At 40.5% G+C, this 17,961-nt stretch carries 12 protein-coding genes; 2 read left to right on the top strand and 10 right to left on the bottom strand.

Going from position 1 to position 17,961, the window contains the following annotated elements:
• Positions 1 to 15 precede the first annotated feature (15 nt).
• Entirely contained in the window at positions 16 to 4,077 is a 4,062-nt protein-coding gene (locus A6E03_RS00745; protein WP_065599969.1) for a zinc-dependent metalloprotease, read from the bottom strand.
• Between the two features lie 31 nt (positions 4,078 to 4,108).
• Positions 4,109 to 4,948, bottom strand: a complete 840-nt coding sequence (locus A6E03_RS00740; RefSeq protein ID WP_065593587.1) for a hypothetical protein — start codon at positions 4,946 to 4,948, stop codon at positions 4,109 to 4,111.
• A gap of 258 nt (positions 4,949 to 5,206) precedes the next feature.
• Between A6E03_RS00740 and A6E03_RS00735 the strand changes: the two genes are divergently transcribed.
• Positions 5,207 to 5,989 carry a helix-turn-helix transcriptional regulator gene (locus A6E03_RS00735; protein ID WP_065599968.1) on the top strand — a complete coding sequence of 261 codons (783 nt, stop codon included), beginning with the start codon at positions 5,207 to 5,209 and terminating at the stop codon, positions 5,987 to 5,989.
• 208 nt (positions 5,990 to 6,197) lie between these two features.
• A complete protein-coding gene (locus tag A6E03_RS00730; protein ID WP_065593589.1) occupies positions 6,198 to 7,151 on the top strand; it encodes a Kdo(2)-lipid IV(A) acyltransferase in 954 nt (317 codons plus the stop codon).
• 104 nt (positions 7,152 to 7,255) lie between these two features.
• On the opposite strand, the gene tkt is transcribed toward A6E03_RS00730, so the two are convergent.
• From tkt to A6E03_RS00690, 8 genes are all read right to left on the bottom strand, one after another.
• Positions 7,256 to 9,247, bottom strand: a complete 1,992-nt coding sequence (tkt, locus tag A6E03_RS00725; protein WP_065599967.1) for a transketolase — start codon at positions 9,245 to 9,247, stop codon at positions 7,256 to 7,258.
• A gap of 190 nt (positions 9,248 to 9,437) precedes the next feature.
• Positions 9,438 to 10,388 (bottom strand): transaldolase, encoded by a 951-nt coding sequence (gene tal, locus A6E03_RS00720; RefSeq protein WP_065599966.1) that lies wholly within the window; start codon positions 10,386 to 10,388, stop codon positions 9,438 to 9,440.
• Positions 10,389 to 10,779: 391 nt separating this feature from the next.
• Positions 10,780 to 12,411 carry a BatD family protein gene (locus tag A6E03_RS00715; protein ID WP_255310559.1) on the bottom strand — a complete coding sequence of 544 codons (1,632 nt, stop codon included), beginning with the start codon at positions 12,409 to 12,411 and terminating at the stop codon, positions 10,780 to 10,782.
• Positions 12,412 to 12,476: 65 nt separating this feature from the next.
• Positions 12,477 to 14,345: a VWA domain-containing protein gene (locus tag A6E03_RS00710; protein ID WP_065599965.1), complete on the bottom strand. Its 1,869-nt coding sequence runs from the start codon at positions 14,343 to 14,345 to the stop codon at positions 12,477 to 12,479.
• Complete coding sequence (locus tag A6E03_RS00705; RefSeq protein ID WP_065599964.1) at positions 14,338 to 15,303, bottom strand: VWA domain-containing protein; 966 nt, start codon at positions 15,301 to 15,303, stop codon at positions 14,338 to 14,340. Before A6E03_RS00705 ends, A6E03_RS00710 begins: the two co-directional genes overlap by 8 nt.
• The gene (locus A6E03_RS00700) at positions 15,296 to 15,826 is read right to left on the bottom strand and encodes a DUF4381 domain-containing protein (protein ID WP_065599963.1); all 531 of its coding nucleotides are present in this window, start codon (positions 15,824 to 15,826) and stop codon (positions 15,296 to 15,298) included. The genes A6E03_RS00705 and A6E03_RS00700 overlap by 8 nt, the downstream gene beginning before the upstream one ends.
• Positions 15,826 to 16,797, bottom strand: coding sequence for a DUF58 domain-containing protein (locus tag A6E03_RS00695; RefSeq protein WP_065599962.1), 972 nt, complete (start codon positions 16,795 to 16,797; stop codon positions 15,826 to 15,828). Before A6E03_RS00695 ends, A6E03_RS00700 begins: the two co-directional genes overlap by 1 nt.
• A gap of 17 nt (positions 16,798 to 16,814) precedes the next feature.
• Entirely contained in the window at positions 16,815 to 17,771 is a 957-nt protein-coding gene (locus A6E03_RS00690; RefSeq protein WP_065593597.1) for a MoxR family ATPase, read from the bottom strand.
• Positions 17,772 to 17,961 lie beyond the last annotated feature (190 nt).

The following is a 17,961-nucleotide window of genomic DNA, read 5'->3' as shown; positions in this document are numbered from 1 at the left end:
AATATAACAACTAAATTAATATACGTTTTTAACGGGTAGTTTACGAAGGGTTTCGTAATGCTGTCCGACCATATTTGTATAGTCGCCTGATAAGTAAGACGTAAGCATGCTGTATGTTAGCGTCCAAACAAACTTATCTGCATCAGTGGTTACAGTATAGCCATCATATAAAGCAAAACTTGCTGTCAGTAATTGAGGGTCGAGACCTGCATTTACATAAGCGAGAGTGTAGTCAATAATAACCGTTACGCTGTTTTTGCTGTGAGATTTGCCATCATTATAAGTAATCATATCAGTCTCAAGGTTATAAACGACACCCTCCTGATCTAATACCCCATTAACTACTTTCTCAAATGTTAAATTAGCTTCACCTGAGGCAATTTGTGCCTTATACGAATTTACAATAAGCTCAATAAATGGTGCATCTAATGCAAGGATCGGTGTATGGAAATTTGATTGAAATCCGGCAACTGGTTGCCATGCCGATTGAATTGAAGCTAAAGTTTCAGCCGATGCTTGATCTAGTGCTACTTTTGCATTGTAACCTTCGCTCGTAAATAGCTTAGAAGCCACGCGGTTTGCTAGAACATTATCTTTAGTAATTTTATAGTTTACACCTTCTAAAGAAACGGTAAGCGCATCATCACTTAATAAACCATAGCGATCTAATTGCTTTGTTAAACTATTTCTCTGTTTTAGAGAGGTTTCAGCAAACGTAAAGTCTCTTGTTTGCATCATGTCTGTACCCATAGATAAGATCATAGTAGACATATCGGTACGAGCATAATTACTCAAATTATAAAAATTTAAAATACCTCCAGGCAGTGGGGGCAATGATTCAACCTGTTGAGTGACATGTAAGTTCACATCAATTGTAGGCTTATAAACTGCGCCAGTATTGTCAACAAATTTTACTGCACTAATCAATGGTTCTTTAGCAACTAAATGCGCCATGATTGCATCGTATTCAGCTTTTATTCCAGGTAAATCTAGCAATGATGCGTAAGCAGCTTCATCGGTGTAACGAAAAGAATAGCGACGAGCGAGTTGGTAGCTTGCTAGTCCTTTATCTGGCCACATACCTAGAACGGAAACGGCATTTGAATATGGGTTTGCAGGGTCAAATGAACTAACTGAGTTTAAAAATTTTGAGTTAATTGATTTTGCATGGATAGTCGTAGCACCATGTAAATTTTCAATGATTGGTTTTGCAACGTCATCAAAACAATCTGCACGAGTAATATCATAGTCACTTGGAATGTTGTAACTCTGAGCGCTCAATGTCTCCCCTAGGGAGATACTGCGCATAACGCCTGCGCGGTCTGTAATAATACACTGTGTTTCTGGTGTTCTTAGGATATCTAAGAAAAATTCTGACGCTTTATTTGCACCATAAGCATAGTCACATAACCATGAATTTTCAGCTGTAAGCTCTCTATCTGGTGAATAAGTACAAATGTTTGGATTAGCCGCAACTCGTTGTAAAAACTCTGTCGGTTTATCTGAAGGCGATGCGTCACCATAGTCATGGAATAAGGTATCAATACGCTCATTATCTTCAATCATGTCTCGAACTGTATTCATTTCGCGGAATCGACGGATAATGTATGAAGGATAATCAGAATTGAATGTACCATCGCGGTATAACCCAGCATTTCTTGAATCATAACTATCGAGATATTGTTGCCACTGATACGTGGCAATTTCTTGAAGGTTAGCTCCCTCATCAAAACGGTTACAATCACTGTTTAAAGAAACATTCCCATCGGTACAGAATGCATAGGCTTTACGTGTGAAACCAAGTATGTCATCAAGGTAGTAAAGCACCCCGTGTTCTGCTCGAGGATCACCATTTAATGCCGCTGTATCTAGACGGGAGAAATCACACGTATAGTTTGATTGACCTGTTGGTTGCCCTAAATCATCAAGAATAGCGGATTGTTCAGCGCATACCATTAGAGCGTTATTATCAGTAGTTATGCCGTATTTATTATAAAATGAATCAGCATATTCTAATTCTCCACCTTCAACTGAACGCTGTTCATTCGTCATTGGTGAAGCTTCAATAAGGTCTAGTTTACGTCCATAAGCAAATTTAAATGCAGCTAAGTCGTATAGTCCCCATGTAGGGATTTCATCTAGCATACTTGGTGCATAATCCATGGTTGAACTGTATGCGGGAACATTACTCAAACCAAGTAGCTTAGATTGTTCTTTTGATAAGTAGTTATCAATGTCATTAGAACCTTTAAAGTTATGACGTAAGCCTACATTGTGGCCAATCTCGTGGACCAGTGTATTTGCATATGTCGTTACCGTAATTGCATCCGCTGCGGTTGTTTTTAGATTTTTAGGTAAATCTGACCAAGCTTTTAATGTTTTCGTTACAATGCCTGATCCAGTATCAGTAACGGTAGTAAAGTAACCTTCGTCAGTTAAAGGTAGGTTATCGATAACAGCTTTACTGGAAGAGGACACCCAAGAGGCTTCTATAGGATAAACATTGTTTTCACTCCAAAAAGCGATGCGATCTTCTTCAGCTTGAACAATTTTTTCTAAGTCCATCTCATCATGCATTTGTCCAAGCGTTGTTGGAGATACTTTATTTTTAATGCTTTGTTGAGCTAAAAATTGAATAATATCCTGCTCATCTAAAGAGGTTGTTGCATGATCATGGCCTGAATGATTTATCTCTAAACTTGATGCGACTTGCTTATTCTTTTGTAATTCGATACGAGAGGCAACTGTGGGTGTCTCATCAACAGGGGAAAGTCCATTTAACTCGAGTTGCCCGCGGTTGTATAAACGCGCCATATTATCCCAATAATAAGGTACACCGGTTCTCGCTACCCCTGAGTATTGATTGACGTGAGCTTTGATTATTTCGCCTGTGACAGGGTTAGCAATGGATGGACCATAGCCTAATAAACCATTATCTAGGGGTTCATCAACAAGGTTGATCACGTTATAGCGTAAATCACCTGGGTGAATGCCCATACCTTCAGTTTTGTTTACTATTTCAAGCATCGGTTTATTGGAGTTTGGCTCAAGCAAGCGCAACGTGTTATTCATTTTATTAATGGTTGTAATTGTGGAGTCTAAGAAGATTTTGTTTTTTTCCTCAAAGAAATTGTCCGACAAATAATACTTAATCGTTTCTTTGTTTGGATTAAAACGATTTAAGTAAGTAACCGAATCGTATTTGTTCGTTATCGGATCTTTTTTCTTAGTCGTTGTTGTAAAGAAGCCAATGTCATTCTCATCATTAACAGGGTATAGCACTGGTTGATAGTCACTTGATGCTAAATGACTTTCATGAACTAGAGAGTAATAGAAGCGAGACTTAAATGAGCCTTTTGCCATTTCTTCTTCCATTGCTGACCAATCCATATAGCGAGATAGCTTGTCAAAATTGATCTTAAATGTTTGTTCAAGCTCGAAGTTTAATACACCTTTCTTTGGATCAAACTCCCACGAGATCACTTCTGGTGAACCTTGAGGTGTTAAGCCATCTTTGGTTCCATATAACTCATCCCAGTTTAAGTCACTAACAAGTGTCGATTCAGGATCTGGCGTAAAGTGGGTATTGTTTCTAAAGGTGGTATTGCCAAGGTTTGGATCTGAATCAGTTTCTTCAACATTAGTACAATCCCCATAGCTGTCTTCACGACATTGATATTTTGCGTAGCTGCCAGGAATAGTCATGACATGAGGGAAGTTTACTTGATCGTCAGAACCAATATTGTTCGAGTCTTGTGGTAAACAGAAGCCACTTTTATCTTTCGGTAAGATAAGATCTGGATTGTTATTATCGTAACCACGAACTTCTAACCCTTCATCTGAAAAACAAAGTTCAACGTATCTTCCCATGCCTTGTAAGAAGGGGAATTGTGTTACTGCAAAGCGAGGTGCAGCACCTGTAGTTGGCGCATAGAACCAGCGACCTTCTACACGGAGATCTTGTACTTGAACTTGGGTTAAGTCTTTATCAAGCGTATCGTATTCTTGCTCTTCTGGAGCACAACCCGTGAGGGCAACCGCGATTGCTGCGGTTAGGGACAGTTTTTTATAATTCATAGAGTAACATCCTGTTTTTTATTGTTCTTCCTTAAAATGAATAGGTCATTCCAAGTGAGTAAGTGGCTTTGGCTTCATCAAAAATGTCAAAGCTACCTAGGGTTCCTTGTGCTGCGTCTGTGTATACGCCTGAAGAAGCAAGAGTTAAAGAAATTGATAAGTCGTCGAGTAGTTTATAACCAGCCCCTAAACTACCACCATAGCTGTATCCGTCAGCCCATCGTCCGTTGTAATTTATGGTCGTTCCACCTAGTGCAGATGCAAAGAAAAAGGCATCACCATAGGAATAATTTGCGGCTAATAAGAGTGATAATCCCCAAGAGATATTCACTGTTCCGGAAGGCGAGGTAGTATATTGATGAAAGTTTTTACGTATTCTTGGTGCAACAGTCATATCAATATCTAGCAGTGTAAATGAGATCGGGGTTTGGATTCTAAATGCTGTATTTAAATGGTTATCTTGTGAAAATTCAGAAGTAGGGATCGAGAATTGGCCACTCATTCCTATTTTTCCTGATCCGCCAAAAGTGAATAGTGACGAACGTGATAATCCTATAACGGTATCTGTTGAGTAATATCCCTCAGCATGCTGCAAAGTACGATAACCTCCAGAATTGGCATATAAGGAATAGTTATCCCAGAAGCTTAAATAAACTGAACCATGCAATGATACCGCTCTGTTTGAACGATAATCTGATTCTTGAAAAAAATTACTGTCATAACCAAGGGATAATGATCCACCCCACGAGGTACTGTCTTCCTTTATGTCGCTAGATTCACTTGTATCATCAGCAAACACAGGCTGTGATAATGCTAAAGTGCAAGCAATAAAGCGAGACAGTACTGACACATTTATTTTTTTTGTCTGCATGTGTGACTTCCATGTATAAATACGCTCATCTGTGAGCAAAAACTGACATTGTAATTTTAATTTGGTCTCGTCATTAAATTGACGATGTAACATACATGTAACCTTTTGTGGTAATATTACGCAACAAATTATATTTTATGGATAGTATGGTTTTATTTTTTGAGTTCGATAACACCAAATAATGAAACTGAACTAGTAATTAAGAACAAGATACAGTAACGTTATTTTTAATCATTAAATAACATCAAGGAAGTAGTTATGGGATTTTGTGCAAGTTTATTATTAAATGCGTTAAGAGTTAAATTAAAAGAGAACGATCTAACATATAATGAATTATCATTAAAGGTTAACGTGCCTATTTCAACATTGAAACGTCATTTTCATAGTAATTCAATTGGTATAGATAAATTACTTGAGTATGCTACCGTATTGAATACTAACATAGAGGAGTTATCTCAAATTGCACGAGATATTCACCATAGAGAAGAAGGGACAAGGACGGAAGTATTAGACGAAATATTTTTTAGTCACCCTTATCTATATGATTTCTTTTATGAGATCCACGTAAAAGGTCGAACTATTGAAGAGGTAGCGACAGAGTTTGAGTTATCTGAACAAAGTGTGTATATCTACTTGAGATCTCTTGAAATTCTTGGCCTGTTAGAGTTGCGTTCAGACGGGGTTCCATGCTTTTTAACACCGCCGTATTATACGTTTTTTGAAGGATCTAAATTAGACGAGCTTTTCACTGAAAAATTAAGACTTGAAGTGTTGTCTCAAAATAGTCGGCCTGAAGTCGGGATGTCACGTGTTTGTTTAACTCAAGAGCAAATAGAACAAATATCAGAAATGGTTTATGAAAAAACTCAACAATTTCATTTTCAAAATAAAGAATCTAAAGAAAGTGAATTATTAAGAAAAAATATATTATTAAGTGTAACTAAAGGTAATTATATACATCTTTCTGAGGGGTTAATTAATATAGAGCCCACTTTATTAAAAGAATTATACGAAGCAATGAATTGTGATGAAAGTAAATAATTAATCTATTATTTATTTTTTTGTTAGAGTTAGTTCATAATTTAAACAAAGATAGATAGTCGAGTTAACCGTCTTTTTTAAAGATAAGATTACCTATTAAATGGTGTAATTTAATTAAACTTGAATTGAGCTATCTATCATTTTCCACTAATATATCACCTTTGTAATATTACTAGGACGAGTGTCTTAGTTTTGATAAGGTTAAACAATGAAAACAGTTCCAACCCCTACATTCTCATGGGTGCTGTTGTCTCCAAAATATTGGTTAGTATGGCTATCTTTTTCTTTTCTTGCTCTTTTAGTCAATGTATTGCCTTTTTCTATACTTAAAGCATTAGGTTTTGGTATAGGACGCTTATCTCAACATTTTTTAAAAAAACGTGCCGATATTGCTAGAACAAATTTAAAGCTCTGTTTTCCGGATCATTCGTCAGAAGAAATTGATAACCTTGTGATTAAAAATTTCCAAAATACAGGGTTAGCGATTATTGAAACCGGTATGGCGTGGTTTTGGCCTGATTGGCGAGTTAAGCGCCATATCTCTATTCTTGGGAAAGATAAGATTTTGCAACAAGAAAAAGAGGGCCGTGGCGTTTTAGTTATTTGTTGCCATTTTTTGAACTTAGAGATGACAGCACGCATCTTTAGCCTTTTTGCTCCAGGGTACGGGGTTTATCGCGCGAACAGCAACCCTGTTTATGAGTTTATCCAGCACAGAGGTCGTACGCGTAAAGGGCATCAAATGATCGATCGCCGTGATGTAAAAAGCATGATTAAAGTACTTAAATCTGGCAATCGTCTTTGGTATTTACCTGATCATGACTATGGTAGAAAAAACTCAGTGTTCGTTCCTTTTTTTGCGGTTAATGAAGCGGCAACAACAACAGGTTCAAGCTTTTTAATTGACATGACAAAATGTGCAGTGATGTCAGGAACGAGCATAAGACAAGGTGGACATTACACGTTAGAAGTTGGTGATGATTTAAGTGGTGATATTCCACGCCGTGACGCAGTAACAGCAGCAACAGTGTTAAATCAGGAAATTGAACGTTTAATAGAAAAAGAACCTTCTCAGTGGATGTGGTTACATAAACGCTTTAAGACTTTACCAGAAGATTCGACTCAACAAGATAGATATAAAACTAAATTATTAACAAATTAAGTTATCTATCCATATAAAAAAGCCCCATTATCCATGTAGGATAGCGGGGCTTTTATATTGAAGGAGTTAACCGTTAATTCAGGTAACGCCTTTTTATTTAGTGATTAAGCTAAAAGCTCTTTTGCTGTTTTCACTGCATTTTCAGTAGTGAAACCAAACATTTTGAATAGTTCTTCAGCTGGTGCTGATTCGCCAAACGTTGTCATACCGATGATCTTGCCGTTTAAACCAACGTACTTGAACCAGAAATCAGCAATACCCGCTTCAATAGCAACACGTTTTGTTACTGCTGATGGAAGTACTGATTCACGGTAAGCTTCATCTTGTTTATCAAATGCATCTGTTGCTGGCATTGATACAACACGTACCGCTTTGCCTTCAGCAGTTAGTTGAGCCGCAGCTTCAACCGCAAGCTGAACTTCAGAGCCTGTAGCGATAAAGATTAGTTCAGGTTGGCCTTCACAATCTTTAAGAATGTAGCCGCCTTTAGCGATGTTAGCTACTTGCTCTACATCACGATCTTGTTGTGCAAGATTTTGACGAGAGAAGATAAGTGCTGATGGGCCATCGCGACGCTCAATTGCTAGTTTCCAAGCAACTGCAGATTCAACTTGGTCACATGGACGCCATGTGCTCATGTTTGGTGTTAGACGTAGAGAAGCGACTTGCTCAACTGGTTGGTGAGTAGGACCATCTTCGCCAAGACCAATAGAGTCATGTGTGTATACTTGGATATTCTGAATTTTCATCAGAGCAGCCATACGCATAGCATTACGTGCGTATTCCATGAACATTAGGAACGTTGCGCCGTAGGGTACGAAACCACCGTGCAGAGCGATGCCGTTCATGATAGCTGTCATACCGAATTCACGAACACCGTAGTGAATGTAGTTACCAGAGAAATCTGTTGCTTCAAGCGACTTAGAACCAGACCACATAGTTAGGTTAGAAGGTGCAAGGTCAGCAGAGCCGCCCATAAATTCAGGTAACATAGCACCAAACGCTTCTAGTGCATTTTGAGAGGCTTTACGTGATGCGATGTTTGCAGGGTTTGCTTGAAGATCAGCTATGATTGCAGAAGCTTTTTCTTCCCATTCAGCAGGTAAATCACCGTTTACGCGGCGAGTAAACTCGGCTGCAAGCTCTGGGTATGCTGCTTCATAAGCTGCAAATTTCTCGTTCCACGACGCTTCCTTAGTTGCGCCTGCTTCTTTCGCGTCCCATTCTGCGTAAACTTCTTGCGGAATTTCAAATGCGCCGTGCTCCCAACCTAATTGTGCTTTCGCTGCTTTAATTTCTTCAGCGCCTAGTGGAGCACCGTGACAATCGTGCGTGCCTTGCTTGTTTGGAGAACCAAAACCGATGATAGTTTTAGTACAAATCAGAGTAGGGCGAGGATCTGCTTTTGCAGCGATGATTGCGGCATTGATTGCGTCAGCATCGTGACCATCGACAGCAGGAATTACGTGCCAGCCGTATGCTTCAAAACGTTTAGGCGTATCGTCAGAGAACCAACCTTCCACTTCACCATCAATAGAGATACCGTTGTCATCCCAGAAAGCAACCAGCTTACCAAGACCTAATGTACCTGCTAGAGAGCATGACTCGTGAGAGATACCTTCCATCAGACAGCCATCACCCATGAATGCATAAGTGTAGTGGTCAACGATGTCGTGGCCTTCTTTATTGAATTGTGCCGCTAATGCTTTTTCAGCCATCGCCATACCAACTGCATTCGTGATGCCTTGGCCTAATGGACCTGTGGTTGTTTCGATGCCTGGTGCATAACCGTACTCAGGGTGACCTGGCGTTTTAGAGTGCAGTTGACGGAAGTTTCTAAGCTCTTCAATTGGTAATTCATAACCTGCTAGGTGAAGCAGAGAATAAATTAGCATAGAGCCGTGGCCGTTAGATAGGATAAAACGGTCGCGATCAGCCCATTCAGGGTTAGCAGGGTTATGGTTTAGGTGTGAACGCCAAAGAACTTCAGCGATGTCAGCCATGCCCATTGGTGCGCCAGGGTGACCAGAGTTTGCTTGTTGTACGCCGTCCATGCTTAGAGCACGAATAGCATTAGCTAAATGTTTACGGTTCATAATAGTTAACTCGAATATTTGAAAATGAAGGGCTGAGAGGTTCAACCCGATTTGAATATGGTGACGAGCTAGAAACGATAGGCGCTTCGCTTCTAGAAACTATAAGAGCATGGAATACATACGTCGAGAGTGTTACTTATAACGTAATTGCTTTTGCTCTTATAGTAGCGAAGCGTTCTAGTTTCTAGTTCTATAGCTTAGCTGCGATCATGTCTTCTAGCTTACCTTGGTCAACCGCAAAGTTACGGATGCCTTCAGCCAGTTTCTCAACAGCCATTGGGTCTTGGTTGTGATCCCATAAGAACTCAGCGTGAGTCATTGCAGCTGGACGTTCTTTATTGCCGTTAGTATCAATCAGTTTCTCAACCACTTCACCCGTTGCTTCTTCAAGCTCTTGAAGTAGGTTAGGGCTGATAGTTAGACGGTCACAACCAGCAAGCTCAAGAATTTCACCGATGTTACGGAAGCTTGCGCCCATTACTACTGTGTTGTAGCCGTGTTCTTTGTAGTAGTCGTAGATACCAGCAACAGAGATAACGCCTGGATCTTCGCTTGGTTCAAAATCACGACCTTCTTTTGCTTTGTACCAGTCCATGATGCGACCAACAAAAGGAGAGATTAAGAACACGCCAGCTTCAGCACAGGCACGCGCTTGAGCGAAAGAGAATAGAAGCGTTAGGTTACAGTTGATGCCTTCTTTCTCTAAAACTTCAGCCGCACGAATACCTTCCCACGTTGACGCCAGTTTAATAAGAATGCGATCGTTAGTGATGCCAGCATCGTTGTACATTTTGATCAGTTGGCGAGCTTTTGCAATGCTGCCTTCAGTGTCGTAAGAAAGACAAGCGTCTACTTCAGTAGAGATACGACCTGGAACTACTTTTAGGATTTCTTTACCGATGCTAACCGCAAGCATGTCACACGTATCTTGTACTTGTTGTGCTTTGTCGTTGCTTTGTTCTTTTGCGTAAGCGATAGAAGCGTCAATTAGTGGTGCGTATTCTGCGATTTGAGCTGCTTTTAAAATTAGAGAAGGGTTAGTGGTCGCATCTTCAGGTGTGTATTTTGCGATTGCTTCAATATCACCAGTGTCTGCTACTACTGTTGTTAGTTTACGAAGTTGTTCTAATTTAGTTGTCATACTACTTACCCTTACTGATCACATGCTATTTAGCATCTTCTTTGAAAGTCCGTCTCGCTGCCACCGTTGCAGATGATACTGAGCAAATGCGATGGTAGTGAACATTTGATGTATTGATAATTGAGTTTTACGAGAGAGATGTCAATGGAAAATAAAAAAAAGTGTGATTATTAATGCTTTTTTATATGAATATTTGAGGGAGATCGTTTGCGTGAACTGTATTCTAATGTGATATGCCTCTTAATTTGTTTAATGAATAAAGGACAACAGAAAAAAGACGATTTAAAGAATGTGTTAAATGGGGATAGATTTCAGAATTTAAGGTATAAAAAAGGCCAACGATACGAGTCCGTTAGCCTAGATTACTGACGCTAAGTGAAATTAAAAACCGTTATAATCTTTCAAGTTCTACATTAGATTGAGATGGTTTTTTAAGAGAGGTAAACTTCTGTTTAATCTCGTTAATAAGTTGTTTTTTCGATTGTTTCTCTTTGTTTTCCGCGTACTGCTGTTGGCCTAATTGAGTAACTAAGTGTTTAATTTCAACAACATAAACTCCTTGTTTACTCCACTGTTCATAATGGTCAGAAATTATTTGGTGTGCAAGAATCATGTTGTTACTATCAAGCGCAGAAATAAGGGCTTTGCTACCATTGGTAACATTCACTTTATTATTCGTAATATCGAGGTCTGTAGAGTGACCTTTTGTTCGACTAATATACCAACCTATTGCCGTTAATATCCATAAAAGGGCAAAAGCAAACGTTGTATATGGCCAAAAACCATGATCAACTTCACGTTTTACTGTGGTTTCTGGTTGCGCATTTGTTTGTGTTGCGATCTTTTGTTCATCAATTTGAGTGCTCGGCGTCACTGTTAACGTCAGTGAATCGAGAGTTGCTGTCTCCGATTGACGAGTTTTACTGTTCCACCACTGAATTGAAACCGCAGGTAATGTTACTGAACCACTGGTATGAGGGATGATCACTTGCTTAATCGTCATCACGCTATTGCCTTGGCTGTCTTTACCGATTGTAGGTTTCTCATCGTACATGCGAACCGATTTAGGATAGTCAATATCCAGTTTTGGTAATTTCTCTGGTGGGACATCTGCCATCATTAGCGTGATTTGACGAGTAATGGCTGTTCCGGCTTCTACTGTGGTATCAGATAATGGCTTCCCATCAACTAGCCATTGCTGTCCTAGTTTTAAATCCGTAGTCGGTAACCAAGTACCTGTAAAATCAGCAGGTTTTGCTAATACCGTTAATTGGTATTGTTTAGGGCTGATGTTTAGTGGGATTAATTTGGTGCTACGACCATAACGATCGGTTTGCACTAATCCACCAGTAAAGGCTAAACCATCAAAGCTTAATTTACCTGCTTGGCTTGCACTGACGCTGAAGGCTTGTTCAACCACAGTGGCTTGCAATCCATCAATCACTGTTTGGTATTGTTTGCTTTCACCAATAGGAGAGAACTCAATGCCATTCCCTTGCGGTGTGATGATGTTTGGATCTTTTAAACGACGAGTATCCGCAAAGATAGCAATCTTGGCTTTAAATTGTGCTGTTTCACCTTCATACAATTCATTTTTTGTTAGCGAGCCGCTTACTTTAATAACATCACTGCTTTTTGGGGCGGTAGCATCTTTAGTCACACGAATCGTTATTGGGTTAGTTTGCTCACCAGCGACATTCATACTAGGAATGGTTAACGTGCCCATTTTTGTCGGAATGATAGAAACAGTCCATTGACTGTGCTTACTTGTATTACCATTATTATTCAAATAGGATTCTTTAAAACCAATTTGGCCACTGCGAAAATCAGGCGCCAGTTGGCTAGGGTCAAATTTACTTTGATCGGCACTTTTATCGACAGTGACCATTAATTGAATCACTTCGTTTTCAGTGATTTGGTTTTTACTTACTGTAGCAATGGCCTGAGCGTAACTTGCAGAGATACCACTAACGCACAAGGTGGCAAATAAGAATACTTTCTTTATTAGCGCTGTCTTTTTCATAGAAGCCTTCATTGTCGAACTCTTTACAGTAGAGTAGGGACTGGTTTGTCTTATACTCATTTTAATTACCATTCATTCTCAGAAGCTTGTGGGGCTTCTTGTTGTTTTGCTTGCAGATACAATAGGGCGCGCAGCAGTTCATCTTCTTTTGCGCCTGATTGTTCTAATTTTTGTAGACGAGGATCGGTTTTAATGGCGTCACTGTCGGCTTTTGCTTGTTGTGATTGCATTTGAGCTTGTCGCTCTTTTTCTTCGTCTGATTTAGGTTGCTTATCCTCTTTATCACGAGCTTGTGCGGCTTGCTCTTTGTCTTTCTTCTCTTGTTCTTTTTTAGCTTGATCTTTTTGTTGCTGCTCTTGAGAAGAAGCCTCTGACTTATCTTGTTTATCAGACTGTGATTTATCATCAGATTGAGATTCATTTTTCTGCTGATCCTGCTGTGGATCTTGAGATTGTGAGTCTTTTGAATCTGAAGATTGCTCAGAGCCGTCTTTGCTGTCTTGTTGTCGCTTTTTATCGCCATTAGGATCATCTTTTAGCGACGTATCCCCATTTTTATCTTTCTTATAAGTTTCTTCGGTCTTTTTATCTTCGAGTGCTTTAGAAACAATACCAAGATTCTTCTTCGCATCTTTCATATCAGGATTGGTTTTCAACAAAGATTCGTACTTCTCTTTCGCTTCTTCCAATTGACCATTTTGCGCCAAGGAATTCGCAAGATTGTATTGAGATTGAGTATCTTCAAGACCGGTTAAACTCTCTATCGCGCCTTTATAGTCTCCCGCTTTATATTGAGCGGCTCCTTTCCATTGCTTGGATTTGAACTGCTCGCTTGCCGCTTGATAGTCCTTTTGCTCAAACTGTTGATGCGCAGTGTAATCATCAGAAAGTAAGCTATTTGATAGTTCAGTACTCGCCATGGATTTATCGACAGGCAATAACACCAACAATAACGCCAAGAACATTCCTTTTCTAAAGCAAAGCAGTGAGAACAGTACCAATGGGAAAAGTAGCCAATAACCATGATTGGCTCGACTGTTCACCTGGGTATCGCTGTTTTGTGTTACTTGCTCTAAAGGCGTTTTAGTTAAGCGTGCAATGGTTTCAATATCACTGTTATCCGATTGAATAAGTTGTGCTACACCATTGGTTGCTTGTGCCAGTGTTACTAGTGGGTCGGGATCTAAAGTCGCCACAACGGTGTTACCAGAACGGTCGGTGAGCAACTGACCTGAAGGCAATTCAATTGGCGCGCCATTTTTAGTTCCTATGCCTAATAAACTGATCCGCCATTTGGTGCCTTTAACGCGACTCATCACTTTATCGAGCTGTTGGTTTGATATTCCATCAGTCAAAACAATGATGTCACCTTGTTGATGGCCTGATTTGGTCATCATCTCAATACTTTGATCAACCGCGGCTAACAAGTTACTGCCTTTACCTTTATAAGGCATGATCTCTGGCGATAAATTAGTGATTAAGTTATTGAGTGTTTGGCTATCTTCAGTTAACGGACTAACTAAGTAACTGTCCGCGCCATAAGCAACTAAACCGGTCATGCCTTCTTTCCAGTAAGGCAATAAATCTTTGGCTTTGTATTTCTCTTGAGTTAAACGATTTGGTTTTACGTCGGTCGCATACACTGAGCGAGACATATCCATCACCAGTACTCGAGCACCTGAGAGCTGAAAACTCGGTGAGTCTTTATAACCAAAGCTTGGACCGGCGAGGGCAGTAGTAACACATAACCACGCGAGAACTAAGCCAAGGGTAAAGCCATTGCCTTGTGTTTTTTGAGTCATTCCCAATTGTTTGGCAATGTGCGGTGCAATCAACCCTGTGGTGTTTTTGTTTTTACGTTGGATTAACACCAATAGCCCAAGAGGGATAAGGGCTAAAAACCACAGAGGATAGAGAAAAGTAAAATTAGCCATGACGCTTTCTTACTCCCACAATAATAAAGAAGAAAAAGAGATACCCCATTAACGGATAGCGGAACCACTCTTCATGTGGCCGCCAGGTTTGTGTTGCTTGAGTAATGGGCTCTAGTTGGTCGATGGTTTGGTAGATCTGCGCTAACTCATCGGCATTACGTGCACGGAAATATTGTCCACCCGTCATGGTTGCAATTTCAGTCAGTGTTTTCTCATCCAAATCACGCGCGGTATTAACGGTTTGTTTACCAAAGAAACCTCGAACCTGCATTTCACCCGCACCAATACCGACAGTATAAATCTTGGCGTTGTTGTCTTTGGCAAGTTGAGCCGCTTCTAATGGCTCTAGTACTCCGGCTGTATTGCCGCCATCACTTAATAAAATAATGGTTCGTTGCGGAGCATTACTTTCGATAAAGGTTTTGGTCGCGAGTCCTAAGCCTTCACCCATTGCAGTCATTTGTCCAACTAAGCCAAGAACAGTACGGTCTAGTTGTTCTTCTACCGTTTTTCTATCAAAGGTGAGTGGGGTTTGCAGATAAGCGTGATCGCCAAACAGTACTAACCCAAGACGGTCGCCTTTACGTTCATCAATAAAATCAGACACGACTTTTTTAACCGCCGTTAAGCGATCCACAAAATCCCCATTCTCGGTTTGCATGTCTTCTTCAGCCATTGAGCCAGACAAATCGACCACTAGCATCATGTCACGGTGTTCAGGCTGAATATCAACCGGATCGCCATACCATACCGGACGCGCTAAGGCGGCAATCAATAACAGCCAAGCGACAGACAATAAACCGATATTAATGCGTTTATTCGGTTGCTTATATTCTCCTTGCTCTGGCAGTCGAGGAAGGTGAATCGCCGTGCCTACGTCTTTTTCAGGAACAAAAAAGTAAAACAGGAAAGGAATAGGCAGTAAAAACCATGCCCCCCACCAAACGAATTCAAGCATGTTGATGTCCTTGTGTTGTTGCCATTGTTACTTTTTTTGCAGGCAAAGCATGAGATAACCAATAACGCACATCATCATAGAAACGTTGTTGATTTGTCTCTGATAAAGGCTGTTGTCCGTATAACGCTTGCTCTAACATTTCTGCTCGAGATGAGAAATGGACATTGGCCTGTTTTTTAACCGGTAGTTGCTGCTCAACAAAATGCCACCATGCTAACCCATGCAGTGAGGCAATACGTTCACGAGGGAAATGACTCAATGCCGCTTGTTTTAATAATCGAGCAATTTCACTGGTTTGCTGTGGTGCTAAGTTCGCTAATTGCTTTAGTGCCAAACGCTTAAGCCCACCTTGTTTTCGCTTACGGAGAATAACCCACACAATGACAACGAAAAACAACAGTAACCCAATTAATAGGCCATAGCCTTGCAGAGATAATCCCCACGATGGCGCAGCAGGTAAATGAATATCTGCTAATGGTAATGCATTGTTTGCTGGCGCTTGCTGTGTTGAAGATAAAGACATTACTTGGCTCCTTTATCTTTGTGTGATGGAGCTTGCGCAGAGGCCAACTGACTTAGTAACGGCAAACCTGACGACAAGCTGTGTAATTTAATCCCCAGTTGCATCGCCATATTCTGCACATAGGCTTTATGAAGATTAGACTGTTGCTCTAAGGCTTTCTTAGTGGACGATGAAGAGAAATCCAACCACGCTGAACGTTTGTTATCAGAGACATATTCTGTACCATTAAAACGCGTTGAACCTTGCTCAAGCGGATCACTTATCATCACAAACTGAATACGATTGTGTTTACTTAGTTGGCTGAATATTGCCTTACATTCATCGGTCAGGGCATAAAAATCGCTGATAATCACAATCTCACTGCCTTTAGGACACAAACGCTGTAACTGGCTTAACCCCTTGGCAAACGAGCTAGCTTGTTGTGCGATATCCTGAGGTTCAGAATCACTGTTGGTATTATGCTGTTCAATGATGGATTGCATAAATTGCAGCACACTTTTCTGACGAGAAGAGGGCTTGCAATCAAAGGTCGATAATCCATTAAAGATGATCCCACCGACGCGATCTTTCGCTGCTAACGTTATCCAACTTAATAAACTGGCAAAATGCGCGGCTTGTACAGATTTAAACAGTAGTTGAGAGCCAAAACGCATGGTGTCACTGACATCAATAAACAGCATGGTCGGTTGCTCACGCTCTTCACTGTAGAGTTTGGTGTGAGGTTTCCCGGTACGTGCAGTCACACGCCAATCAATCGAGCGAATATCATCGCCCGGTTGGTATTGACGTACTTCTGAGAAATCCATACCGCGGCCTTTTTGTCGGCTTTGGTGGCTGCCATTCATTTTTGACCAGACAGATTGGGACGGCGGCAGCCACTGTAATGAATGATTCTTATAGTGAACCAATTCATTAAGTGACAAAGTAACGCCATTACTGTGTGGTGGCAGCGATAGAGTAGTCTTTTTCATATAATTACTTTACGACGTTAAGACGCCGCAACCATTTGTAATAATCGTTCAACCACTTTATTTGCAGTCGTCCCTTCAGCTTGTGCTTGGAAGCTTAACAACAGACGGTGACGTAACACAGGGTAAGCCATTGCTTGTACATCTTCAGGGCTCACAAAATCACGTCCTGCTAACCATGCATGCGCACGGGCACAGCGATCAAGCGCTAACGTCGCACGAGGACTCACGCCCATCTCTAGCTGCTTCGCTAAGTCTTGGCAATACTGTTCTGGCTTACGCGTCGCCATAGTGATACGAATAATGTATTGTTCGATCTCAGGCGCCATGTAAATCGACAGCACTTCTTTACGCGCTTTAAAGATCTCACTTTGCGCTAAAGGCTGTGGTTTCTCTGCTTGCTCACCTAGCGCTTCACCACGGTTTAAACGTAGAATCGCCAATTCGTCTTCTGCGCCTGGATAATCAACATCCAAATGCATTAAGAAACGGTCAAGTTGCGCTTCTGGTAGAGGGTATGTCCCTTCTTGTTCAATCGGGTTCTGCGTTGCCATCACCAAAAATAGCTCTGGTAATTGATACGTGTTGCGACCTGCCGTGATTTGTTTCTCTGCCATTGCTTCTAACATTGCCGCTTGCACTTTAGCAGGGGCACGGTTGATTTCATCCGCAAGAACCAATGAATTAAAGATAGGACCCGGTTGGAAAGTAAACTCTCCCGTCTCCTGGCGATAAATATCCGTCCCCGTTAAATCAGAAGGCAAGAGATCTGGAGTAAATTGAATGCGGTGGAAGTCTCCCTCAATAGAATCAGCCAAAATCTTCACGGCACGCGTCTTTGCAAGACCTGGAGGACCTTCAACTAAAATATGCCCATCGGCAAGCAAAGCAATCAATAGTTGCTTCACTAACGCAGGTTGGCCAATGACTTGAGATTCAAGATAAGTTTGTAATTGTTGAATTTTTAACGCTGGCATAGTTCACCCAATGTCTGGATTGTTTAGTAATTATGTCTTTGTGACTGATTAAAATCACATTAGTTCCTTATAAGATTGGGTTTAATTATGAATTTTCAACTATTTAGCTAATGAATTAAAGTTTAGTTATAAACTAAAGTAATAGTATGTGCCGCCGTTATATAAAGAATCTATTTTAGCTGTGGAAAAA

The organism is Aliivibrio sp. 1S128 (assembly GCF_001691065.1).
In the GTDB taxonomy this organism is placed as follows: domain Bacteria; phylum Pseudomonadota; class Gammaproteobacteria; order Enterobacterales; family Vibrionaceae; genus Aliivibrio.
Note: the sequence above shows the minus strand (reverse complement) of the source record. Positions and strands in the feature narration are given on the sequence as shown.